This is a genomic window from Lysobacter sp. TAF61, assembly GCF_052113485.1.
Lineage (GTDB): Bacteria > Pseudomonadota > Gammaproteobacteria > Xanthomonadales > Xanthomonadaceae > Lysobacter_J.
In genome coordinates this window covers 18,654-40,585 of sequence record NZ_JBFRDH010000002.1, presented here as the reverse complement: position 1 = coordinate 40,585, position 21,932 = coordinate 18,654, and the positions used below count along the sequence as shown (strand labels likewise).

20 protein-coding genes and 1 pseudogene are annotated in these 21,932 nt (G+C 67.7%); 10 read left to right on the top strand and 11 right to left on the bottom strand.

Features of this window, described 5'->3' with window-relative positions:
* Positions 1–121: 121 nt before the first annotated feature.
* The 3 genes and pseudogenes from mltB to AB4Y64_RS04620 all read left to right on the top strand — a co-directional run.
* A pseudogene (gene mltB / locus AB4Y64_RS04630) lies at positions 122–1,240 on the top strand (lytic murein transglycosylase B); the annotation flags it as partial.
* A 98-nt stretch (positions 1,241–1,338) separates the two neighbouring features.
* Positions 1,339–2,520, top strand: a complete 1,182-nt coding sequence (locus AB4Y64_RS04625; protein ID WP_441815275.1) for a septal ring lytic transglycosylase RlpA family protein — start codon at positions 1,339–1,341, stop codon at positions 2,518–2,520.
* A 67-nt stretch (positions 2,521–2,587) separates the two neighbouring features.
* Complete coding sequence (locus tag AB4Y64_RS04620; protein ID WP_441815274.1) at positions 2,588–3,820, top strand: D-alanyl-D-alanine carboxypeptidase family protein; 1,233 nt, start codon at positions 2,588–2,590, stop codon at positions 3,818–3,820.
* Between the two features lie 55 nt (positions 3,821–3,875).
* Here AB4Y64_RS04620 and AB4Y64_RS04615 read toward each other — a convergent pair whose 3' ends face one another.
* Positions 3,876–4,166, bottom strand: coding sequence for a winged helix-turn-helix domain-containing protein (locus tag AB4Y64_RS04615; protein WP_441815273.1), 291 nt, complete (start codon positions 4,164–4,166; stop codon positions 3,876–3,878).
* Positions 4,167–4,517: 351 nt separating this feature from the next.
* Here AB4Y64_RS04615 and AB4Y64_RS04610 point away from each other — a divergent pair, with 351 nt between their 5' ends.
* The 5 genes from AB4Y64_RS04610 to AB4Y64_RS04590 all read left to right on the top strand — a co-directional run bounded on the left by AB4Y64_RS04610 (position 4,518) and on the right by AB4Y64_RS04590 (position 10,056).
* Positions 4,518–4,796 carry a DUF493 family protein gene (locus AB4Y64_RS04610; protein WP_441815272.1) on the top strand — a complete coding sequence of 93 codons (279 nt, stop codon included), beginning with the start codon at positions 4,518–4,520 and terminating at the stop codon, positions 4,794–4,796.
* Positions 4,784–5,503 (top strand): lipoyl(octanoyl) transferase LipB, encoded by a 720-nt coding sequence (gene lipB, locus AB4Y64_RS04605; protein ID WP_441815271.1) that lies wholly within the window; start codon positions 4,784–4,786, stop codon positions 5,501–5,503. The genes AB4Y64_RS04610 and lipB overlap by 13 nt, the downstream gene beginning before the upstream one ends.
* 58 nt (positions 5,504–5,561) lie before the next feature.
* Positions 5,562–6,578 carry a lipoyl synthase gene (gene lipA, locus AB4Y64_RS04600; protein ID WP_441815270.1) on the top strand — a complete coding sequence of 339 codons (1,017 nt, stop codon included), beginning with the start codon at positions 5,562–5,564 and terminating at the stop codon, positions 6,576–6,578.
* A 285-nt stretch (positions 6,579–6,863) separates the two neighbouring features.
* The gene (locus tag AB4Y64_RS04595; protein ID WP_441815269.1) at positions 6,864–9,113 is read left to right on the top strand and encodes a carboxy terminal-processing peptidase; all 2,250 of its coding nucleotides are present in this window, start codon (positions 6,864–6,866) and stop codon (positions 9,111–9,113) included.
* Between the two features lie 112 nt (positions 9,114–9,225).
* Positions 9,226–10,056: a methylated-DNA--[protein]-cysteine S-methyltransferase gene (locus tag AB4Y64_RS04590; protein ID WP_441815268.1), complete on the top strand. Its 831-nt coding sequence runs from the start codon at positions 9,226–9,228 to the stop codon at positions 10,054–10,056.
* Positions 10,057–10,060: 4 nt separating this feature from the next.
* On the opposite strand, the gene AB4Y64_RS04585 is transcribed toward AB4Y64_RS04590, so the two are convergent.
* Positions 10,061–10,555 carry an Lrp/AsnC family transcriptional regulator gene (locus AB4Y64_RS04585; RefSeq protein WP_441815267.1) on the bottom strand — a complete coding sequence of 165 codons (495 nt, stop codon included), beginning with the start codon at positions 10,553–10,555 and terminating at the stop codon, positions 10,061–10,063.
* A 192-nt stretch (positions 10,556–10,747) separates the two neighbouring features.
* Between AB4Y64_RS04585 and yedA the strand changes: the two genes are divergently transcribed.
* Both yedA and rarD read left to right on the top strand, forming a co-directional pair.
* Entirely contained in the window at positions 10,748–11,713 is a 966-nt protein-coding gene (yedA, locus tag AB4Y64_RS04580) for a drug/metabolite exporter YedA (RefSeq protein ID WP_441815266.1), read from the top strand.
* Positions 11,710–12,615 carry an EamA family transporter RarD gene (gene rarD / locus AB4Y64_RS04575; RefSeq protein WP_441815265.1) on the top strand — a complete coding sequence of 302 codons (906 nt, stop codon included), beginning with the start codon at positions 11,710–11,712 and terminating at the stop codon, positions 12,613–12,615. The genes yedA and rarD overlap by 4 nt, the downstream gene beginning before the upstream one ends.
* On the opposite strand, the gene AB4Y64_RS04570 is transcribed toward rarD, so the two are convergent.
* The 9 genes from AB4Y64_RS04570 to AB4Y64_RS04530 all read right to left on the bottom strand — a co-directional run bounded on the left by AB4Y64_RS04570 (position 12,616) and on the right by AB4Y64_RS04530 (position 21,890).
* The gene (locus AB4Y64_RS04570; RefSeq protein WP_441815264.1) at positions 12,616–13,185 is read right to left on the bottom strand and encodes a hypothetical protein; all 570 of its coding nucleotides are present in this window, start codon (positions 13,183–13,185) and stop codon (positions 12,616–12,618) included.
* 191 nt (positions 13,186–13,376) lie between these two features.
* A complete protein-coding gene (locus AB4Y64_RS04565) occupies positions 13,377–14,684 on the bottom strand; it encodes an ABC transporter permease (protein ID WP_441815263.1) in 1,308 nt (435 codons plus the stop codon).
* Positions 14,685–14,699: 15 nt separating this feature from the next.
* Positions 14,700–15,857, bottom strand: a complete 1,158-nt coding sequence (locus AB4Y64_RS04560; RefSeq protein ID WP_441815262.1) for an ABC transporter permease — start codon at positions 15,855–15,857, stop codon at positions 14,700–14,702.
* Positions 15,858–15,980: 123 nt separating this feature from the next.
* Positions 15,981–16,676 carry an ABC transporter ATP-binding protein gene (locus AB4Y64_RS04555; protein WP_441815261.1) on the bottom strand — a complete coding sequence of 232 codons (696 nt, stop codon included), beginning with the start codon at positions 16,674–16,676 and terminating at the stop codon, positions 15,981–15,983.
* Positions 16,677–16,728: 52 nt separating this feature from the next.
* Positions 16,729–17,991 (bottom strand): efflux RND transporter periplasmic adaptor subunit, encoded by a 1,263-nt coding sequence (locus AB4Y64_RS04550; RefSeq protein WP_441815260.1) that lies wholly within the window; start codon positions 17,989–17,991, stop codon positions 16,729–16,731.
* A 151-nt stretch (positions 17,992–18,142) separates the two neighbouring features.
* Positions 18,143–19,516, bottom strand: coding sequence for a leucyl aminopeptidase family protein (locus tag AB4Y64_RS04545; protein ID WP_441815259.1), 1,374 nt, complete (start codon positions 19,514–19,516; stop codon positions 18,143–18,145).
* On the bottom strand, positions 19,513–20,229 hold the full coding sequence (locus AB4Y64_RS04540) for an HAD-IA family hydrolase (RefSeq protein ID WP_441815258.1): 717 nt from the start codon (positions 20,227–20,229) through the stop codon (positions 19,513–19,515). The genes AB4Y64_RS04545 and AB4Y64_RS04540 overlap by 4 nt, the downstream gene beginning before the upstream one ends.
* Positions 20,230–20,340: 111 nt before the next feature.
* Positions 20,341–21,462, bottom strand: coding sequence for an AI-2E family transporter (locus AB4Y64_RS04535; protein ID WP_441815257.1), 1,122 nt, complete (start codon positions 21,460–21,462; stop codon positions 20,341–20,343).
* The gene (locus AB4Y64_RS04530; protein ID WP_441815256.1) at positions 21,459–21,890 is read right to left on the bottom strand and encodes a hypothetical protein; all 432 of its coding nucleotides are present in this window, start codon (positions 21,888–21,890) and stop codon (positions 21,459–21,461) included. The genes AB4Y64_RS04535 and AB4Y64_RS04530 overlap by 4 nt, the downstream gene beginning before the upstream one ends.
* Between the last annotated feature and the right edge of the window lie 42 nt (positions 21,891–21,932).

Here is a 21,932-nt window from a genome sequence, read left to right as displayed (position 1 = left end):
AGGGCGGATGAGGGCAGCCCTCGCGCTCCCACCTGTTCAGCCAGAATGAACCTGACTACCGGTTCAGTCTCCCCTGAACACGCGGTTTTGACCTTGTTGACCGCGTGCTACCCTCGCGGCGATGACCCGACGCCACACTCTCCGTAGCGCCGCGATCAGCGCGCTCCTGTTCGCGTTGGCCGGCTGCGCCACCCAAGCTTCGGCGCCAGCTCCCCAACAAACTCCCGCCAAACCCGCTGCCCCGGCGACCTCGGTCCCGGGTACGCCTGCGCTGCCCGAGCCGCACGAGCGCAAGGCGCTGCCGGAAGCGCGGGCCGCGTTCGTGCGCGACACCGCGGCCCAGTACGGCATCGACCCGGCCTACATCGAATCGGTGCTCGACCGCGCCGAAATCCGCGACAGCATCATCGCGGCGATGTCCAAGCCGGCCGAAGCCAAGCCGTGGCGCGACTACCGGCCGATCTTCATCACCCAGGGACGCATCGACGGCGGCCGCGCCTTCCTCGCCGAGCACCGCGCCGAACTCGATCGCGCCCAGGCGAAGTTCGGGGTGCCGGCCGAAGTGATCGTGTCGATCATTGGCGTGGAAACCAACTTCGGCAAGAACACCGGCAGCTATCCGGTGCTCGATGCGCTGTACACGCTGGCGTTCGCCTATCCGCGGACCGGCGACCCGGCCAAGGCCGATCGCGAGAATCGCCGCGAGGCGTTCTTCCGCGGCGAGCTTGGCCAGCTGTTCGCGCTCGGCAAGGAAACCGGCTTCGACATCACCACGCTCAACGGCAGCTACGCCGGCGCGATGGGCTGGGGCCAGTTCATGCCGTCGAGCTACCGCGAATTCGCCGTCGATGGCGACGGTGACGGCAAGCGCGACCTGTTCAACGACCTCGACGACGTCTTCGCCTCGATCGCCAACTACTTCGCCAAGAAGGGCGGCTGGGTGCGCGGCGGCCCGGTCACGGTGCGCGCCAATGTCGCCGCCGATGCCAGGCCGATCGATCCGGAAAACCTCGACCCGGTCTACTCGATGGCCGACCTGGCCGCGCGCGGATTCCGCCCGCTGACCACGGTGCCGGCCGGGCAGACCGCCACGGTGGTGATGCTCGATGGCGTGGACGGCCAGGAATACTGGTTCGGCTTCCGCAACTTCTACGCGATCACCCGCTACAACATCTCCAAGCACTACGCGATGGCGGTGTACCAGCTCAGCGAGGCGATCGCCGGCCGCGCCAACGAGCCGACCGCAGCTGCTGCAGCTCCTGCTGCCGCACCAGCCGCCACCAGTCCTGCCGCCCCCGCAGTCGTCGCCACACCGCCCTCGACATGAGGTCCACGGCCATGCATTGCAGCCTTGTCCGCTCCACGCTCATCGCCTCGCTGGCGTTGGGCCTGGTCGCCTGTGCGAGTGCGCCGAAGAAGTCTGTTTCGCAGTCGTTGGGCATCCCCGACAAGGGCGGGGTGCAGCACAGCCAGTTGCCGGGCGGGAAGAAGAAATCGCCGTACGCGGCGGCCCAGGAAGATCCCAGCACGCGCGGCCACTACACCGCCGGCGGCCTGTACAAGCCGGGCGTGTCCGACAGCACGCCCGACCACGTGCCTGACGTGGATGCGATCCCGGAGCCGGAAGTGACGAACGAGCCGCGTTCGGCGATCGGCAACCGCCCCAGTTATTCGGTGCTCGGCAAGCAGTACCGCGTGCTCGACAACCCCAAGGGTTACGTCGAGCAGGGCACGGCCTCGTACTACGGCCAGAAGTTCCACGGCCGCCGCACCTCCAACCTGGAGGTGTACGACATGTACGCCTTCACCGCCGCGCACAAGACGCTGCCGCTGCCCAGCTTCGCCCGCGTCACCAACCTCGACAATGGCAAGTCGGTGGTGGTCCGGGTAAACGATCGCGGCCCGTTCCACGAAGGTCGCGTCATCGACCTGAGCTACGCCGCCGCGGTCAAGCTGGGCATCACCGCGCGCGGCACCGGCCGGGTCGAAGTGCGCGCGCTGGTGCCTGGCGACGATGACCGGCCGGTGCTCGCTTCCACGCCCACCCCGGCAGCCAAGCCGGCGGCGCCCACGCCCATTGATCGACTGATCGCCGCGATGCCCGTGGCCAGCGCCCGGGCCGGCGAACTGCCGCCCGGTGTGCGCATCGCCACCGGCAAGCCGACCGCGATGAACCAGGCGGCCGCCGCCGCGAACGCCACCGTGGCTGCGACCCCGTTGCCGCCGGCGGCAGCATCCATGTCGACAGTGCCGGCACCTGCGCCCGCCGCGCCAACGCCCAGCCCTGCCGACGGCGTGGTCCTGCAGGTCGCCAGCTTCACCGCCCGTGCCAATGCCGACCGCGCGCTGACGACATTGCGCCGCGCCGGCATCGACACGGCCCAGATCACCGACGCCAGCGCCAATGGCCAGACCATCTGGCGCCTGCGCGTGGGCCCCCTCCAGGCCGCCCAGGCCCCGGAACTTGCAGCCCGCATCGCGGGTCTGGGTTTTGGCCAGCCGCAGCGCGTCCGCGACTAGAATTCACCCTCGGTACAACCCCCAATATCTGGCCGGCACGTCGCCGGCCTCCGGAGCAGTTGAGACAATGAAAGTACCCGCTCTTGCCAGAGCCGCCGCGCTGGCCGCCGTCACCACCCTGGTGACCGGTCTCGCCATCGCCCAGACGCCGACGCCGCAGCCGGCTGCCGCCCAGCCCGCTCCGGCGCTGCCCGCGGCCAGCGACTCGCTGCCGGTCCCGCCGCCGCCGCAGATCACCTCCAAGGCATGGGTGCTGATGGACGCCGCCAGCGGCAACATCCTGGCCGGCGAGAACTACGACGAGCGCGTCGAGCCGGCCAGCATCACCAAGGTGATGACCAGCTACGTGATTGCCGCCGAACTCGCCGCCGGCAAGGTCAAGGACACCGACCAGGTGATGATGACCGAGAACGCCTGGCGCACCGGCGGCGCCGGCACCGACGGCAGCTACTCCGGCTTCGAGGTCAACAAGACCGCGCCGCTGGTGCAGATGGAAAAGGGCATGGTGGTGCAGTCCGGCAACGATGCCGCGATCGCCCTGGCCGAGCACGTCGCCGGCTCCACCGACGCCTTCGCCGCGCTGATGAACCAGTACGCCGCGCGCATCGGCATGAAGGGCTCGCACTTCGTCAACCCGCACGGTCTGTCGGCGGAAGGCCACTACTCCACCGCGCACGACCTGGCCCTGCTCGGCCGCGCCCTGATCCACGACTACCCGGTCGCGTACTCGTACAACAAGATCAAGGAATTCACGGTCGGCCCGATCACCCAGCCCAACCGCAACCTGCTGCTGTGGCGTGATCCGTCGGTCGATGGCATCAAGACCGGCCACCACTCCAATGCCGGTTACTGCCTCATGGCGTCCGCGCTGCGCGGCGACCAGCGCCTGATCTCGGTGGTGATGGGATCGAGCAGCGAGAACCAGCGCGCCGTCGATTCGCAGGCACTGTTGAACTGGGGCTTCCGCTTCTTCGAGACGCACAAGCTCTACGACGTCGGCAAGCAGATCGCCAAGCAGAAGGTGTGGAAGGGATCCGCCGACGAGGTCCAGCTCGGCGTCGCCGAGCCGCTGCTGGTGACCGTGCCGCGCGGCAAGTACAACCAGCTCAAGCCGATGATGGACGTGCCCAAGACCCTGGTTGCTCCGATCGCCAAGGGCCAGAAGATCGGCACGGTGAAGGTGATGCTCGACGGCAAGGTGATCTCGCAGCGCCCGCTGGTCGCCATCAACGCGATCGAGCAGGGTGGCTTCTTCAAGCGCCTGTGGGACGAGCTGCTGATGTGGTGGAAGTCGGAGTAATCCGGCACGCCAGCAACCAGGCGACACGAAAAAGGTCGGCGCATGCCGGCCTTTTTCATGCGCGGCAAAAAAATCGCCCGGGCAGCGAGCCCGGGCGAAGGTCCGATGTACGGGTGCGGCGGGTGCGCAGCACGATCTGCGCCAGTTGCGAGTCGGATACGTCGGCGCGGCCGAAAACCGCGCGAACCAGTTCGTCCCGGCCCACGGCGCGATCCCGGTGCGTGATCAGATAGCCCGGGCATTCGAACGCGCGTGCCGGCAGCGCGATCGCGACGCCATCGCGCTGCAACTCGCGCTTGGCCAGCTCCAGCGTCAGCCGGCCAAAGCGATAGCGGGCGACGTTCATCGCTGTCCGCGTCTGCATGGGAGAGCAACCCCGCTTTCGTCCCGAGGCCGGTCGCCGCTGCGGCGAGGCCGTTCAACTTTGGGTGACGACACTCCGGCGCACCAGCAGGCCGGAACCACGTGCAGTGGGTCGCACCATCGAAGCATTGCGTGGCCCGATCATAGCCGCACGACACCTTAACGGTTGCGTGATGGGCAGGTGCAACACTGTGTTTGCCGTATCGGGCGAACGGCTCGGACCGTCGGTCGCGGCGGCCCGTGCAGAGACCGCAGCTGGTGGCATCCATCGCCGATTCAGGCGCATCCCTGGCCGGCTTGGGTTCCCTCCCCTCCGCACCCATAATCGGTACCCATGGAGATCAAATCCGAAAACCCCGACCACGGCTTCCAGTTCCCCGGCACGTTCGAGCTCAGCGCCATGGGCGCGGCCGAGAAGGACCTGGAGACGGTGCTGCCGACGTTGCTGCTCGACGCCGGTATCGAAGTGGTCAGTGAATCGGTCAGCTGGAAGCATTCCAGCAATGGTCGCTACGTGTCGGTGCGCATCAGCTTCCGCGCCGTGAACCGCGAGCAGTACGACCTGGCGCATGCGGTGCTGCGGGAACATCCGGAAGTGAAGTGGACGCTCTGAGCAACGTGGACGTTCCGGCGGCTGAGACCCATCCCCTCCCCGGTCCTCCCAAAGGGGAGGGGGGCATGTTTCCGACTCGCGTGAGGGATCTGGGGCGGCGCGCCTACGAGCCGGTCTGGCGGGCCATGCAGGCCTTCACCGATGAACGCACCGCCGACACCCCCGACGAGCTGTGGCTGGTCGAACACGATCCGGTGTTCACCCTCGGACAGGCCGGCAAGGATGAGCACGTACTGTTCGCCGGCGACATCCCGGTGCTGCATGTCGACCGTGGCGGCCAGGTGACCTACCACGGTCCCGGCCAGATCGTCCTGTACCCGCTGCTGGACCTGAAACGGCTCAAGGTCGGGGTCAAGGAATACGTCCACCGGATCGAGCAGGCCATGATCGACACCCTGGCCGACTGGAACATCCACGCCGAACGCCGCGAAGGCGCGCCGGGGGTGTACGTCAACGGCGCCAAGATCGGCGCGCTCGGCATCCGCGTCCGTCGCGGCTGCACCTTCCACGGCCTGGCCTTCAACATCGCGATGGACCTGGAGCCGTTCGTGCGCATCAATCCGTGTGGCTACCAGGGGCTGAAAGTGACCTCGATGCTAGACTTGGGCGGCCCTTCGGGGCTGGACGCGGTCAAGCCGGTACTGATCGGCCACGTCGCCCGCCAGTTCGGCCTGCAGGTCGAACAGGCGCCGCCGCCGCGACTTTGAAAATGTCCCTTCTCCCGCTCGCGGGAGAGGGGGCAAACACCGCAGAGAACGCTTCGCCATGACCGATTCCACCGCCAAGTCCATCCCGCTCGCCATGGTCAGCGGCAACGCCGCGCCGGAAGCCTTGCAGCCTGGCGTGAAGCAGCTGGCAGGCGACAAGATCGCGCGCTCGCCGGTGCAGTTCGCCGATGCGCCGGTGCTGCGCAAGCCGTCGTGGATCCGCGTGCGCATCCCGTCGGGCAACTCGGTGCAGCTGCTCAAGGCCAAGCTGCGCGAGAACCGCCTGGTCACGGTCTGCGAAGAGGCCAGCTGCCCCAACATCCACGAGTGCTTCAGCCACGGCACCGCGACTTTCATGATCCTCGGTGAGGTCTGCACCCGCCGCTGCAGCTTCTGCGACGTCGCCCACGGTCGGCCCAAGCCGCCGGACGCCGGCGAGCCGCTGAGCCTGGCCACCACCGTCGCCGACATGGGCCTGAAGTACGTGGTGGTCACCAGCGTCGACCGCGACGACCTGCGCGACGGCGGTGCCCAGCACTTCGTCGACTGCATCGCCGCCATCCGCGAGCACAGCCCCAGGACCCGCATCGAGGTGCTCACGCCCGACTTCCGCGGCAAGGGCCGCATGGAGCGCGCGCTGGAGATCCTCGCCACGAACCCGCCGGACGTGTTCAACCACAACGTCGAGACCGTGCCGGACCTGTACCGCAACGTCCGCCCGGGCGCCGACTACCAGTGGTCGCTGACCCTGCTGCAGAAGTTCAAGGCGCAGCATCCGGACGTGGCCACCAAGAGCGGCATCATGCTCGGCCTGGGCGAAACCATGGAGCAGGTGCAGGCGACCCTGCGCGACCTGCGCGCCCACGACGTCGACATGATCACCATCGGCCAATACCTGCAGCCCAGCCCCCACCACCATCCGGTGCTGCGTTACTGGACCCCGAAAGAGTTCAAGGAACTGGAGGTCTACGGCATGGCCCTGGGCTTCACCCACGTTGCCTCCGGCCCGCTGGTACGCTCGTCCTATCACGCCGACCGCTCGGCGATCGAAGCCGGCTTCGTCGCCGCCAACTGACTGCCCGCAGCCTCACGCCTCGTTGACCGGCCAGGCCGCAACTTGGCGGCGACGCGGGCCATCTAACGCTTGCGTAACGCCTGCCTGAACGCTTCCTCATGAACGGGCGTTTGTGCGGGCGATGGCACGCTTATTCCCACCCGTGGTGGGGTGACAGCCGCCGCAACTTTCGGCACTGTGGGGTTGTCGAACACCGGTCCATGCTGTCGGTTCATGCCGTTCCTTGTCCGTGTCCTGACGCCCCCCGCACCAAAGATCAGGCCGGCAACGGCCGCGAGCCCCGCGATGAATGCCAAGACCACGTTATTCGCTTTCCTGCTGACCACACCGCTGGCATTGCTCGCGCAGTCCTCCGATAGCGTCGACAAGAAGACCACCCAGGTCGAATTCCCGCAGCACGAGAAGCCGAGCCTGATCAAGTCGATGGAACCGTCGCCGCTGCCGCGTGCGCCGACCGCCGACCAGACCACCGCCGCCAAGCTCGTCTACGGGCTGCTCTCCGACAGCCGCTACGCCTACCGCCCGGTGGCGCTCGACGACACCTTGTCGGCTGACATCTACAAGCGCTACCTGGAGTCGCTCGACGGCGGCAAGCAATTCCTGACCGCGCAGGACGTCGCCAAGTTCGACGTCTTCAAGCTCAAGTTCGACGACGCCATCAAGAGCGGCGACCTCGATCCGGCGTACGCGATCTTCGCCACCTACAAGCAGCGCGTCGACCAGCGCGTGACCTTCGCGCGCAACCTGCTCAAGCAGGACATCTTCGACTTCACCGGCAGCGACCGCTACGAGTACGACCGCGAGGACGCGCCCTGGGCCACCGACGACGCCGCGCTCGACACGCTGTGGAAGCAGTCGGTGCGCAACGACTGGCTGCGCCTGAAGCTGGCCGGCAAGAAGCCCGAGGACATCCGCAAGACGCTCGACAAGCGCTACGCCAACATGGGCAAGTCGATCGCCGAGCTCAAGGGCGAGGACGTCTTCCAGACCTTCCTCAACAGCTACGCCAACTCGGTCGATCCGCACACCGATTACTTCACCCCGAAGACCGCCGACAACTTCAACGTGTCGATGTCGCTGTCGCTCGAAGGCATCGGCGCGGTGCTGCAGAAGCAGGACGACGTGGTCGCGATCCGCGAGATCGTGCCCGGCGGTCCGGCCGGCAAGTCCAACAAGCTCAAGCCCGGTGACCGCGTCGTCGGCGTCGGCCAGGGCGAAAGCGGCGCGATGGAAGACGTGATCGGCTGGCGCATCGACGATGTCGTCGCCAAGATCCGCGGCGCCAAGGGTACCAAGGTGCGCCTGGACGTGATCCCGGCCGAATCGGGCCTCGACAGCCAGCCGCAGCGCATCGTGCTTGTGCGCGACAAGGTGCGCCTGGAAGACCAGGCCGCCAAGTCGAAGGTCATCACCATTCCCGCCGTCAACGGCGCGCCGCAGCAACGCATCGGCGTTATCGAACTGCCGGGCTTCTACCAGGACTTCGAAGGCCGCCGCAAGAACAGCGCCGACTACGCCTCGGCCACGCGCGACGTCGCCAAGCTGCTGACCAAGCTGCGCGAGGAAAAGGTCGAAGGCGTCGTGCTCGACCTGCGCAACAACGGCGGTGGTTCGCTCAATGAGGCGATCGAGCTGACCGGTCTGTTCATCGACCGCGGCCCGGTCGTGCAGGTGCGCGAGTCCGGCGGCCGCGTCAGCGTCGAAGGCGACAGCGACAGCGGCATTGCCTGGGAAGGTCCGCTCGCGGTCCTGATCAACCGTGGCTCGGCTTCGGCGTCGGAGATCTTCGCCGGCGCGATCCAGGACTACGGCCGCGGCCTGGTCATCGGCGAAACCAGCTTCGGCAAGGGCACGGTGCAGAACCTGGTCGACCTCGACCGCTGGCCGGCCAACGAGGAAGCGCGCTTCGGCCAGGTCAAGCTGACCATCGCCCAGTTCTTCCGCGTCAGCGGCGGTTCGACCCAGAACAAGGGCGTGGTGCCCGACATCGCCTATCCGGTGTCGGTCGATGCCAGCGAATACGGCGAGAGCACCTACGACAACGCCTTGCCGTGGACCCGCATCTCGGCCGTGCAGCACACCGCCTACGGCAACTTCGCACCGCTCCTGCCCAAGCTCGAGACCCTGCACACCACCCGCATCGCCAAGGACAAGGAGTTCCAGTGGTGGTCGGATGACGTCAACGAGTTCCGCGAGGAACGCGCCAAGAAGTGGGTCAGCCTCAACGAAGCCGAGCGCCGCGCCGAGCGCGACCGCGACGACAACAAGCGCAAGCAGCGCCAGGCAGAGCGCAAGACCCTGGGCCTGGACCTGGACCCGCTGGCCGACGACTACAACGACGACGGCCTGGCGGCGAACGAGCGCGACATCGCCAAGGACGCCGAACGCGAGAAGCTGGCCGAGAACCGTCCGGACCCGCTGCTGCGCGAATCGGCTGCGATCCTCGCCGACGCGGTGCACCTGCTCAACAGCGACCGCCAGCTTTCGGCGCAGGTGCTGCCGACGGCGACGACGGCGGGTCACTGGGCGGACTGACATGTAGCCCTCCCCTTCAAGGAGAGGGCTGGGTGGCGATGGGTTCAACGGTCGCCACCAGCAGCAAGAAACGGATAGCGGGCGCCCCAGGGCGCCCGTTACGCTTTGGACCATGAACACCGCCCGCAAGCTCCGCGACAAACTCGACCACGCCCGGCAACTGCTCGACGCCGGCGAGCCGACGCTGACCGACCTGGCCATCGCGGTCGGCCTGAGCGCCTCGCACCTGCAGCGGCAATTCGGCGCGCGTTTCGGCCTCAGTCCGGCCGAGTACCTCGCGCAGCGCAAGCTGGGGACGCTCAAGGTCGCGTTGCGCGAAGGCAACGATGTCAGCGCGGCGCTGTACGACGCCGGCTACGGATCGCCGTCGCGCGTGTACGAAGGCGGTGCCGCGAAGCTCGGCATGACGCCCGCGCGCTATCGCGCCGGTGGCGCCGGTGAGCAGATCCGCTGGAGCATCGCCGCCACCGCGCTCGGCCAGGCCCTGGTCGCGACCACGCAGCGCGGCGTGTGCATGATCGAACTGGGCGAGGATGCCGATGCGCTGGAAGCGCGCCTGCACGAAGAGTTTCCGCAGGCACAGCTGGAGCGCGTGGATGCCGGTCGCGACGAGTTCCTCGCGCCGCGGCTGCGCGCGGTTGCCGATGCACTGGCCGGCAAGCAGGCACAGGTGCCGGTGGACCTGATCGGCACGGCGTTCCAGAAGAAGGTCTGGGACGCATTGATGAAGATCCCGCGCGGCGAGACGCGCAGCTATGCCGAAGTGGCGCGTGCAATCGGGCAACCGCGTGCGACGCGCGCCGTGGCCAGTGCGTGCGCCGGGAACCATGTGGCCATCGTGGTGCCGTGCCATCGCGTGATCCGCGGCGATGGTTCGCTCGGCGGGTATCGCTGGGGCCTGCCGATGAAGCAGAAGGTGCTGGCGCGCGAGCGCGCGGCGTGATGCCTTACCTCCGCCGCCTCGCCGGCATCCGGGTCGGTACGTGCAACCCCGCCTTCACCACGTCGAACACCATCCGCGTCTCGTAGCGCTTGATGTTGCCTTCGTCCATGAACAAGCGGTCGGCCACTTCGCGGCAATGGGCCACGCCGGTGGTCGACAGGATCACCAGGTAGTCCCACTCGCCCGCCAGCGTGTAGCACTGCTGCACTTCCGGCGCGGCGCGCATGCGGGCGTGGAACGCCGCATGCAGCTTGGCCGCCTCACGCTCCATCGCCACCAGCACCGTGGCCAGGGTGGTGGTGCCGAGCAGGGTGGGGTCGAGCACCGCGATCTGCCGCAGCAGCCCGCTCTTGCGGTACCGCGTGAGCCGTCGCTGCACCGTGCTGGCGGATAGCCCGACGGCTTCGCCGAGCTCGGTCAGGGTTGCCGAGGCATCGCGCTGCAGCAGCTCCAGCAGGCGGTGGTCGAACTCGTCCAGCATCACGGGAGTCTTGGCCATGCAAAATTTTTGCGTTTATGCGCACGATTTATCAATCCCGTCGCGGCCACTGCCGTTACGATTCAGTCATCCGAACGATCCCTGCACCGGCGGTGCGGCGTCCCGGCCGTCGATGACGGCACCGGGTCGCCGCGCGGCGCGGTGCCGGTCGCGTCGGCCGGCAGCACCGCCAACTCCCCACCTGGACTCCGCATGAGCACCGCTGCACCTACCGCCGCCCGCGCCGCTCCCGGCGGGCTGGCCGTCGCCTTTGCCCTGGCTTCGGTCTACATCCTCTGGGGCTCGACCTACCTGGCGATCCGCTTCGCGCTGGAAAGCTATCCGCCGTTCCTGCTCGGCGCCGGGCGCATGTTCCTGGCCGGCGCGATCATGTTCGCGGTGCTGCGCTGGCGCGGCGTCCCCAAGCCGACCGGAAAGCAGTGGCGCACGCTGTGGATCCTGTCGATCTGGATGGTGCTGCTGTCCAACGGCCTGGTGAACCTGGCCGAGACCGAGGTCGGCTCCGGCCTGGCCGCGATTGCCGTGGCCTCGATGCCGCTGTTCGCCGGCGTGTTCGCGATGCTGCGCGGCCGCCATCCTTCGAAGATCGAATGGGTCGGCCTGATCATCGGCTTCCTCGGCGTGCTCTGGCTCAATGCCGGCGGCGAGCTGTCGTCGTCCACGCTCGGCCTGGTGTGCCTGGTGATCGCGCCGATCGCATGGGCCTGGGGCTCGATCTGGAGCCGCGACCAGGACCTGCCGCAACCGTTCATGTCGGCCGCCGGGCAGATGCTCACCGGCAGCATCTGGATGCTGATCGCCGCCGTGCTGCACGGCGAGCGCATGACCGCGATGCCGAGCGTCAGCGCGACCGCGGCGATGCTGTACCTCGTGGTCGCCGGGTCGATCTTCGGTTTCACCGCCTACATCTGGCTGCTGCACCACGTGCGTCCGGCCCTGGCGACCAGCTACGCCTACGTCAATCCGCCGATCGCGGTGGTGTTCGGCGCGCTGATCGGTGGCGAGCACTTCACCGCGCACGACCTGGGCGCGATGGCGGTGATCCTGGTCGGCGTGGTCATCATCACCCTGGCCAAGGCGCGCGCCGGCAAACCGGCGACGGTGGCAGCGGCAGCGACACCGGCACCGGCACCGGCACCCGAGGAGCCGGCGGCATGAGCGATCACGCCGCCGCGCGCAGCGGCCTGTGGGTCGCGGCTGCCTCCTTCGTGCTGTGGGGGCTGATGCCGCTGTACTGGCATCTGCTCAAGGTGGTGCCGTCGCTGCAGATCGTGATGCACCGCATCGTCTGGAGCGCGCTGCTGGTGGCGGCATGGCTGGCGTGGAAGCAGGGCCGAGGCTGGCTGCGCGCAACGCTGGCGCGACCGCGCGCGGCCTGGATGCTGGCGCTCAGCGGCGCGCTGATCGCCTTCAACTGGGGCCTGTATATCTGGGCCGTCAACGCCGGGCACGTCGTCGAAAGCAGCCTGGGCTACTTCATCAATCCTCTGGTGAGCGTGTTGTTCGGCGTGGCATTCCTGCATGAGCGGCTCAACCGCGTGCAGTGGCTGTCGGTGGCGCTGGCGGCGACCGGTGTTGCCTGGCTGACCTGGCAGTACGGCCAGCCGCCGTGGATCGCGATCGGGCTGGCGTTGTCGTTCGCGCTGTACGGCCTGATCCGCAAACTGGTGGCGGTCGACGCGGTCAGCGGCCTGGGCGTGGAGAGCGTGTACCTGTTCCTGCCTGCACTGGTGGTGCTGCTGTGGAGCGAGACGCACGGCAGCGGCCACTTTGCCAGCGGCTGGGGTCTGGGCGTGGATGCGCTGCTGATCTTTGGCGGCGCACTGACGGCATTGCCGCTGATCGGCTTCGCTTTCGCCGTGCGCCGCGTGCCGCTGTCGGTGGTCGGACTGATGCAGTACATCGCCCCGACCATCCAGTTCCTGCTTGGCGTGCTGTTCTTCGGCGAAGCCTTCAACCGCGACCGCGCCACCGGCTTCATCTTCATCTGGGTGGCGCTGGCGGTGTTCGCGATCGATGGCCTGATGCGCGCGCGGCGCAGTGCCGCGCTGGCAAGCTGACTAGACGGCAGCCAGCGGCAGCGCCCGCACGCCGAGGACGGAGAGGATCACCGCCTCGTACTTCGCCAGCGCGGTCCTGACGATGGTGGTATGGACCGCACCCTGTGACGTCAGGTCGACGTTGCAGGCGTCGTTGACCTGGCCGCCCCAGAACGGATTGCTGCCCAGTGCGTAAGGCGAGCACTGGAGGAAGTTCAGGGTTTCCCAGCTGTCGCTGGCCAGCGTGTAGCGCCTCTGCATCGGCAACGGATTGAGCGGGCTGTGCGGATCGAACGCGACCAGGCCCTTCACCTCCACCGAATAGGCCGCCAGGTTGTTGGCCAGCCGCAGCACCTGGTCGCCGCCGACGCTGTAACCGAACAGGTAGACCGGACTGCCCGGCGAGATCGCCAGCCGGTCCAGGATCGAACGCTCGACGGTGGCCAGCGGCGCGCCGAAGATCGCACGCCCGTCGTACATGCTCGCGCCAATGGCGGCACCGAATTCGTTGATGGCAATGTTGTCGAGCAGGTCTGCAGAACCTGCGCCGTCGATTCCGATCCGGATGCTGTTGTCCGTGCTTGGGGCCATGTCCGAGTCCATGTACTGCGGGGAGCGGGGCGTCCCCTTCTGCATGGATCATCGCAACGCGCAGGCACGCGCCGCCTTCCACGGCGCGCACAGTTGCTTGGCAGGCGGCGCCCTACGCGCACACATCGCGCGAACCCCAGACGCAGACAAGGGCGCCGGAGCGCCCTTGTCTGCATGCATCCGCGCGTCGATCAGGCGGCGCGCAACGCCTCGGTCACCGGCAGTCGCGCCGCACGCAGCGCCGGGAACAGGCCACCGACCAGGCCGATGCCGAGCGCCCACTTCAGGCCGTTCCACAGCAATTCCGGTGAGACCTTGAACTGGAACACGACCTGGCTGAAGTTGTTGCCCAGCGTGGACACGCTGTAGCCGTTGAACACCAGCCACGCCAGTCCGGCGCCGATCAGCCCGCCCAGCAGCGCCAGCAGCATTGTCTCCAGCATCACCGCCACCACCACCGGCACGCCGCGGAAACCAATCGCGCGCATCGTGGCGATCTCGCGAGCGCGGCCGGCGACGGCGGCGAACATGGTGTTGAGCGCGCCGAAGACCGCGCCGATCGCCATGATCGTGCCGATGACCTTGCCGAGGATGTTGATCAGCTTGGTCAGGCCTTCGGACTGCTTGGCGTAGTAGTTGTGCGTCGTCTCCACGTCCAGCTTCAGGCGCGGATCGCCGGCGAGGGCGGCCTTGAGGCGGTTGAAGCCGTCCTTGCCGTCCAGCTTCACCGTCACCGACTGGAACGCCTGGCGCTGGTACGCCGGGCCGAGCACGTCAACGTCGGCCCACAGTTCCGAGTCATGCGAGTCACCGGACGAGAACGCACCGACCACCGTCCACATCTGGTTGGCGAGCTTGAGCTGCTTGCCGACTTCCAGGCCGACGAACTGCTTCTGCGCGCCGCGACCGACCACCAGTTCACGCATGCCGGGGTTGAACTTGCGACCTTCGACGATCTTCAGTTTCGGCCGCAGCGTCCACGCCATCGGGCCGACACCGCGGAACTGCACGTTGGAGTCGGTGCCGTCCGCCTTGCTGGGCAGGTTCACCACCTGCGACAACTCCGGCGAGATCACCGGTCGGCCGTCGGCGCCGCGCGAGATGCCGGCCAGCGACGAGATCAGCGGGACCTGGTCGCGGGTGATGACCGAGTTGGTCTCGGCCTGCGAACCGGCACGCAGGATGATCGCGGACGAGTCGCTGCCGGTCTGGTTGAGCGTGGCCTTGAAGCCTTCGCCCATCGCCAGCATCGCCACCAGCACGCCGACCACGCCGGCAATGCCGACCACGATCACCGACGAGGCACCCCAGCGCTGCGGCAGGCTGGCCAGGCCGATCTTGGCCGCCTCCCAGGCAAGTCGCCCGGAACGGGTGAGCAGCAGCCACAGCACGAACAGCACCACCACGGCCAGCACCAGGTACCAGGGCAGCACCGCCCAGGCGACCAGACCGATGACGAGCAGCAAGGCGATGCCGAGATTGATCATGAACTTCTTCATCTGGATCTCCTTGGCTCAGCGGCCGGCGAGGGCATCGACGATGTTCAGGCGCATGCCACGCAACGCCGGCAGCAGTCCCACGATCACGCCGATGGCGAGCATCAGCACCAGGCCCACCACCCAGGTCTGTCCCAGCACCGTCGGCAACTGGATCATGCCGCCGCTGGCCTTGCTCACGCCCGGCATCAGCAGCGAGGCGATACCCATGCCGATCACGCCGCCCAGCACCACCAGCAGGATCGACTCGGCCAGCACCAGCCACAGCACGCTGCGGTTGGAGAATCCGATCGTCTTGAGCACCGCCAGCTCCGGGATGCGCTCGCGCACCGCTTGCGCCATCGTGTTGCCGGTCAGCAGCAGCAGGGTGAAGAACACCGCGCCCATGATGCCGGTGACGATCAGGCCGATGTCGGCGAACTGCTTGGCGAAGGCCTGGTTGAACGCCGCTTCGGTCTGCGCCTTGGTCTCGTGGTCGGAGTTGGCCGAGAGCGAATCAATGGCCTTGGCCACGCCATCGGAACCGGCGCCGTCGGCGACCTTGACGATGTACCAGCCAACGCGACCCTTGACGTAGTCGTTGGCCTCGTCGAAGTACTTCCAGTGGAAGAACAGCACGTTCTCCTGCGCCTTCATCTTCTCGTCGTCGATGCGGAAGATGCCATCGAGCTTGAACGACCAGTTGTTGCTGCCCTGGGTCGGGAAGATGGTGGCCTGCAGCGGGATGGTGTCGCCGATCTTCCAGCCGTGGCGCTTGGCCAGCGCCTCGCCGACGATGGCGCCGGTGCGGTTGTTCTCCCACGCCTTGCGCTGCTCGGCCGGAAGCTTGAACTCCGGATACAGGTCCAGGTAGCCCGGGCCCACGGAGAAGTTGGCGAAGAAGTTCTTCGGATCCTGGTAGATGCCGCCGAACCAGGCCGCATACGCGGACTTCTGCACGCCCGGGATCGTCTTGATCTGGGTGTCCAGGCTGTAGGGCAGCATCTGCGTGATCGACAGGCGCGAGGCAACGACCAGACGGTTGGCGCCGGTGACGCTGCCGCCGGAGTTGAACGCCACGCGCACCGAGTCGAGCATGCCGAACAGCAGGAATGCGGTCACCACCGACAACAACGTCAAAAACGTGCGGGTCTTGCTGCGGAACAGCGCGGCCCAGATCAGGTGCAGGTATTTCATCTCTGCTTCCTCAACATGTGTCTCCCTTCTCCCCTTGTGGGAGAAGGTGGCCCGAAGGGCCGGAAGAGGGGGCGGGGCGCCGAATGCGTGGTTGGCCCCTTGCCCTCAGCTCCTTGAGAAACGTCAGTGCTCCACCGCCAGCTCGCGCTCGACCAGGGTGCCCTTGTCGAGATGGATCGTGCGCTGGGCGTGATCGGCGGCCTTGGGATCGTGGGTGACCATGATGATGGTCTTGCCGTGCTCGCGATTGAGCGACTGCAGCAGCGCCAGGATCTCTTCCGCCGACTGGCGGTCGAGGTCGCCGGTGGGTTCGTCGCAGATCAGCAGGGTCGGGTCGGAGACGATCGCGCGGGCGATCGCGACGCGCTGCTGCTGGCCGCCGGACAATTCGTTCGGGCGATGCTTGCCGCGTTCGGCCAGGCCGACCAGCTGCAGCGCGATCTCGGCATTGCGCTTGCGCTGGGCCGACGACAGCTTGGTCAGCAGCAGCGGCAGCTCGACGTTCTTCTGCGCGTTGAGCGTCGGCATCAGGTTGTAGAACTGGAACACGAAGCCGACGTTGTGGCTGCGCCACTGCGACAGCTGGCCGGCGCTGAGCGTGTCGATGCGCTGGCCGTCGACCTGGATCTCGCCACCGGTGGGGGAGTCGAGGCCGCCGATGAGGTTGAGCAGCGTGGTCTTGCCAGAGCCCGACGGACCCATCAGCGCGACGAAGTCGCCCTTGGGGATGTCCAGGTCGATGCTGTGCAGCACCTCCACCTTTTCCGGACCGCGTTGATAGGTCTTCCTGAGATTGCGGATCGAAACCAGCGTAGACATTGCGACGTCCTCGATACGGTAGGAGGAGGAACTGCGTTAACTGCTTCGTTGATTACTGGTCTGCCGAGCCGCTGTCGGACTCGGCGGCGGCGACGGCAACCTTGACGCGGTCGCCATCGGCCAGACCTGCGGGAGGGTCGAGCACGACCGTCTCACCGCCTGAGAGGCCCTGGGTGACTTCGCGGTCGTCGCCCAGGCTGCGGCCGACGGTGACCTCGTGCTGCTGCGCCTTCTCGTCGACGACGACGAAGGCCAGCTGCTTGCCGTCGCGGCTGGTGATCGCCGCGGCCGGCACCAGCACGCCCGGCTTCTGCTTCGGCGCTTCGGGTTTGGCTGCTTCCAGGAAGCTCACGCGCACACCCATGTCCGGGACGATGCGCGGGTCCTTGGTCTTCAGCGCGACGCGGACCTTGACCGTGGCCTTGCCGCGGTCGGCCGCCGGGATGATGGCGATCACCTCGGCCGGGATCTTCCAATCCTGGTAGGCGTTGAGCGTGGCCTCGACCGGCATCTTCGGCTGCACGCGGCCGATGAAGGCCTCACCGACCTCGACCTCGATCTCGAGCGAATCCATGTCGACGATCGTGCCGATGCCCGTGCGGGTGAAGCCGCCACCGGCCGACAGCGGCGATACGATCTCGCCCGGCTGCGCGGCCTTGGCCGTGACCACGCCGGAGAACGGCGCGCGCACGATGGTGTTGTCGACGCCGAGGTCGGCGATGTGCAGGCGGTCGCCGGCGACCTTGGCATTGCGTTCGGAGGTGGTCAGTTCGGCGCGCAGCGAATCGCGCGCGGCGATCGCTTCGTCGTACTGCGCCTTCGACACCAGCTGCTGGTTGACCAGCGTCGACAGTCGGCGGGCGTTGGCTTCGGCCTCGGACAGACGCGCACGCACGCTTTCGACCTGGCTGCGCGAGGCGCCGACCTGGGCGCTGGCGAGGGTGCGTTCGGCATCGGCGTCGATCGGATCGAGCGTGGCCATGATCTGGCCTTCCTCGACCTTCTGGCCTTCTTCGATCAGCACTTCGCGCACTTTGCCGGTGATCTTGGCCGACACCGTGGCCATGCGGCGGGCGACGACATAACCGGTGGCGTCGAGCACCGAAGCGTTGCCGCCGCTGCCGATGGCGGTTGCGGTGGCGGTCTTCACTTCGACGCCGCGCTCGCGGCCAAGCACGGCCCACGCCGCGAGTGCGAGTACGAGCACCACCGCAACGACAGCGAGCGCGATCCACAAGCCGCGGCGTGATGCCGGCGGCGGTGGCGCGCTACGGTCTATGCGCAATTCCCTGAGCAGGTCGGACGAGGCAGTCATATGCACACCAGACGCAAGACGGCGCCTAGTGTGACGTCAGACCACCGATTGCGCCAACCTGCCGGAAGTCAGTTTGTGCAGGACCGGGCACGTGGCATGGGGGTTATCGCTACCACCCGGGCCGGGTCGATCGCGATCACGCCAGGGCCCATCAGGTCGAGGACAGCTTCCTGAGCAGCGCATACGCCCCGCGCAGCCCTTGTGCTTCGCCACCGGCCGGACGGCCCGGGCGATCACTGTCGTTCCAGCTGTACACGTCCAGGTGCGCCCACTTCTGCACCGCCGGGACGAAGCGCTCCAGATAGATCGCCGCGGTGATGCTGCCGGCCATCTTCGAAGGCCCGCCGTTGGCGATGTCGGCGACGGTGCTGGTGAGGTAACGCAGGTACGGGCGCCACAGCGGCATGCGCCACAGAGGATCGCGTTGCTCTATGCCCGACTCCAGCCACAACCGCGCCACGTCCTCGTCGTTGCAGTACAGCGCCGGCAGGTCCGGGCCAAGGGCGATTCGCGCAGCACCGGTCAGCGTGGCGAAGTCGAGCAGCAGCGCCGGCTTCTGCTCGCCGGCGTAGGTGAGCGCGTCGCACAGGATCACGCGGCCTTCGGCATCGGTGTTGTCGATCTCCACCGACATGCCCTGGCGCGTGGCGACCACTTCGCCCGGACGGAATGCATTGGGGCCCACGGCATTTTCGACCGCCGGCACCAGCAGGGTCATGCGCAGCGGCAGCTTGCGCGTCATCACCAGTTCGGCCAGGGCGATGGCATGGGCGGCGCCGCCCATGTCCTTCTTCATGTTGCGCATGCCGTCGGCCGGCTTGAGGTCGAGGCCGCCGGTATCGAAGCACACGCCCTTGCCGACGATGGCCACGTGCGGGTGCGATTCGTCACCCCAGTTGAGTTCGATGAGGCGCGGCGCGCGGTGGCTGGCGCGGCCGACGGCGTGGATCGCCGGGAAATTGCGGGTAAGCAGGTCATCGCCGCTGATCACCTCGATCCGCGCGCCGAAGCGCTCGGCCAGTTCGCGGGCGACCTGCTCGAGCTGGTCCGGGCCCATGTCTTCGGTCGGGGTGTTGACCAGGTCGCGCACGCGAAGGCACGCAGCGAGCTGGGCGAAGGCTTCGTCGTCTGCCTGCACCTGCAACAGCGCCGGTTGCCGCAGCGGCTGCTTGTAGCGGTTGAAGCGGTAGCTGCCCAGGCCCCAGCCCAGGTGCAGTGCCGACCTTGCCTCGACCGGAAGCTCGGTCGCCAGCACCCAGCTGCGCAGCGGCAACGCATACGGCGCGTGGCCGTAGGAATAGGGGTCGAGCAGGTCGGCCACGCCGATCACCGCAGCAGCCAGGCCACCATCCGCCGCGGGCAGGGTGAGCGCCGTCCACGGCGAGCCATCGAATCCCTGTGCATCGAGCCAGGCCAGCGCTGCCGCATCCTGCGTCGCCCGCCACTGGCCGATCGTGTCGCGGCTGACCACATGCAGCGGCAGGCTCTCGGTGCGGGTATCGGCAAAGCCGTGCGGGATGCTCATGCGCTGAGGAGTTCCGGTTGTTGTGCCAGGTCCAGCCAGTCGGCCAGTCCGGCGAGTGTGGCGAATTCGAGGTCGGGGCGCAGGTCGGCATGGGGCCAGTGCGCGCCGTCGCGGTTGATCCAGCAGCTGCGCATGCCGGCGCGGTGGGCGCCGACCACGTCCAGTTCGATGTCGTCGCCGACATGCAGGACATCGCCGGGGGCGAGGTCGAGCTGGCGGCAGGCGGCGTGGAAGATGCTCGCCGCCGGCTTGGGCGTGCCGTGCTCGCGCGCGCCGAGCTGGAAGGCGAAATGCGCCGAGACGCCAACGCGCGCCAGGTCGGCATTGCCGTTGCTGATCGCCGCCAGCGGTACGCGCGCGGCCAGCCGCTCCAGCGCAGCGAGGGCATCGGGGTAGAACTCGACGCGGTTGCGTTCGGTGTAGAACGCCTCGAACGCGGCATCGGCATGCTGCGGATCATCGCCGCTCAGTTCCATCGCGCGGATCAGGCTCAGCTTGCGCAGCTGGCTGAAGTCGTGGGCGAGGTCCGGACGTTCGACGAAGACGCGTTCGCGCAGTTCGCGCATCGCCTCGATCGGGAAGCGTTGCGCCGTGCCTGGGCAATGCTGCAACAGCCACGCGTGCAGCACCTGCTCGACCCGCGCCCCGATCGGCGCGAACGGCCACAGGGTGTCGTCGAGGTCGAGGGTGATGGCGCGAACTGGGAATTGCATGCCGATATTTTAGCCTGTTTGCTGCACTGCCCCGTCGTTAACGGCATACCGCGCTTTTGCATGAGCGTCCCAGGCGACCTTGGCGCGCCCGGGGCCCGGATCCGGCTCGGCTCACTCCAGCAGGCGCGCCCAGCCCCCCAGGCCCTCGATCCGCGCCAGCACCAGCTTCACGCACACCAGCAGCGGCACCGCCAGCAGCAGGCCGATGACTCCCCACAGCCAGCCAAACAGCATCAGCGCCAGGATCAGCACCAGCGGCGACAGGCGCATGCGCCGGCCGAGCACGATCGGGGTGATGATCTGGCCCTCGATGGTGTGCAGCACCAGGTAGATGCCTGCCGGCAGCAGCGACGGCAGCAGCTTGTCGAAGGCGACGAAGCCCATCAGCAACATGATGACGATGCCGACAAGCGGGCCCACGTAGGGAGCGAAGTTCAGGATCGCCGCCATCGTGCCCCACAGCAGCGCTTCGGGCAGCGGCACGCCCAGCCAGTACAGCGCGCCGGCCAGGGCCAGGCCGAGGGCGATGTTGATCAGGGTGATGGTCAGCACGTAGCGCGATATCTCGCGCTCGATCGAATGCAGGATGTCGACGGTCAGCTTCTTCTGCTGCCGTGTCGGCAACAGCGCGATCGCGTTTCGTTGCAGGCTTTCGCCATAGACCATGAAGAAGAACGTCAGCAGCACCACCGCGAGCACCGAGGCCACCCGCCGCGGCGTCGCGGTCAGCGCCTTGTAGGGTTCGTTGAGCTCGGTGCGGATCACCTGCACCGGCTTGCCGGTGCTCTCGCCTCCGGCGGCTCGGGCGATGTTCTGCGCGGCCTTGTTGGCGTCGAGCATCGGCTTGGTCAAGTCGCGCAGCTTCGGCGCGATCGACTTCATTTCGCGCGGCACCTGCCGCACCCATTCGCCGGCCGGTTCGACCAGCTGGTTGCCCAGCGCGGCGGCGCCGGCGAGGCCACCGGCGAGCACCAGCACCGCACCGAGGAAACGCGGGATGTACAGCTTCTGCAGGCCGCGGATGATCGGGTTGCCGATGAGTGCGCAGAACATAGACAGCAGGACAGGCAGGACCAGTTCCTGCGCCGCCCATAGCGTGTAACCGACCGCGAGCGTGGCCAGCACCATGGCCGCGCTGGAGGACCTCGGGCGTGCCTGTAACGGGGATGGCGGAGCGTCGCCCTCGCCGGGCGGTTCCGATTCGGAAGGTGCTTGGGTTGCTGGGATGCTCAAGGTTCGACCGGATGGACCACGCCGCGTGCAGCTTGCACAGTTGCCTCGGCGCGCGCCAGCGTCAGTGCATCTTCGTCCGCAAGTGGAGGCGCAGCCACGACGGGCGCAGGAGCGGCCGCGGCCTGTTCGGCGCTGGCGGCTGCCTGCTCGGCACCTTCGGCGGCCACCTGGGCGCTGCCGCCGGCGAACAGGCCCGAGATCATCGTCACCAGCTGCATCAGTCCACCGCTTTTGCCCAGGGTGCGCAGCGGTTCGGCGCGGCCGACGACGAAGCCGGCGGCGAGGCCGGCGATCACGATCCTTCCCGGCGTCCACAGCTCGCGCCACGACGTGCGCACCTTGCGCAGGTCGGCTACGGCGCTGCGCTCGCTGGCTTCGAGCGCGTCCTCGGCCTGGTCGACCTTCTGGATCAGCTGTTCAAAGCGCATGGCGGCGGGCGACGAGGGAAGTCATGGGAATAGTCATGGGAC

What these genes read in the sequence shown, in the direction of transcription:
- yedA (WP_441815266.1), top strand. Translation starts at nt 10,748, where the DNA reads ATGAGCACCGCTGCACCTACCGCCGCCCGCGCCGCTCCCGGCGGGCTG.
- AB4Y64_RS04590 (WP_441815268.1), top strand. Translation starts at nt 9,226, where the DNA reads ATGAACACCGCCCGCAAGCTCCGCGACAAACTCGACCACGCCCGGCAA.
- AB4Y64_RS04555 (WP_441815261.1), bottom strand. Translation starts at nt 16,676, where the DNA reads ATGTCTACGCTGGTTTCGATCCGCAATCTCAGGAAGACCTATCAACGC.
- AB4Y64_RS04595 (WP_441815269.1), top strand. Translation starts at nt 6,864, where the DNA reads ATGAATGCCAAGACCACGTTATTCGCTTTCCTGCTGACCACACCGCTG.
- AB4Y64_RS04585 (WP_441815267.1), bottom strand. Translation starts at nt 10,555, where the DNA reads ATGGCCAAGACTCCCGTGATGCTGGACGAGTTCGACCACCGCCTGCTG.
- AB4Y64_RS04545 (WP_441815259.1), bottom strand. Translation starts at nt 19,516, where the DNA reads ATGAGCATCCCGCACGGCTTTGCCGATACCCGCACCGAGAGCCTGCCG.
- AB4Y64_RS04560 (WP_441815262.1), bottom strand. Translation starts at nt 15,857, where the DNA reads ATGAAATACCTGCACCTGATCTGGGCCGCGCTGTTCCGCAGCAAGACC.
- AB4Y64_RS04610 (WP_441815272.1), top strand. Translation starts at nt 4,518, where the DNA reads ATGGAGATCAAATCCGAAAACCCCGACCACGGCTTCCAGTTCCCCGGC.
- AB4Y64_RS04530 (WP_441815256.1), bottom strand. Translation starts at nt 21,890, where the DNA reads ATGCGCTTTGAACAGCTGATCCAGAAGGTCGACCAGGCCGAGGACGCG.
- AB4Y64_RS04570 (WP_441815264.1), bottom strand. Translation starts at nt 13,185, where the DNA reads ATGGCCCCAAGCACGGACAACAGCATCCGGATCGGAATCGACGGCGCA.
- AB4Y64_RS04550 (WP_441815260.1), bottom strand. Translation starts at nt 17,991, where the DNA reads ATGACTGCCTCGTCCGACCTGCTCAGGGAATTGCGCATAGACCGTAGC.
- AB4Y64_RS04615 (WP_441815273.1), bottom strand. Translation starts at nt 4,166, where the DNA reads ATGAACGTCGCCCGCTATCGCTTTGGCCGGCTGACGCTGGAGCTGGCC.
- AB4Y64_RS04540 (WP_441815258.1), bottom strand. Translation starts at nt 20,229, where the DNA reads ATGCAATTCCCAGTTCGCGCCATCACCCTCGACCTCGACGACACCCTG.
- AB4Y64_RS04625 (WP_441815275.1), top strand. Translation starts at nt 1,339, where the DNA reads ATGCATTGCAGCCTTGTCCGCTCCACGCTCATCGCCTCGCTGGCGTTG.
- lipA (WP_441815270.1), top strand. Translation starts at nt 5,562, where the DNA reads ATGACCGATTCCACCGCCAAGTCCATCCCGCTCGCCATGGTCAGCGGC.
- AB4Y64_RS04565 (WP_441815263.1), bottom strand. Translation starts at nt 14,684, where the DNA reads ATGAAGAAGTTCATGATCAATCTCGGCATCGCCTTGCTGCTCGTCATC.
- AB4Y64_RS04620 (WP_441815274.1), top strand. Translation starts at nt 2,588, where the DNA reads ATGAAAGTACCCGCTCTTGCCAGAGCCGCCGCGCTGGCCGCCGTCACC.
- rarD (WP_441815265.1), top strand. Translation starts at nt 11,710, where the DNA reads ATGAGCGATCACGCCGCCGCGCGCAGCGGCCTGTGGGTCGCGGCTGCC.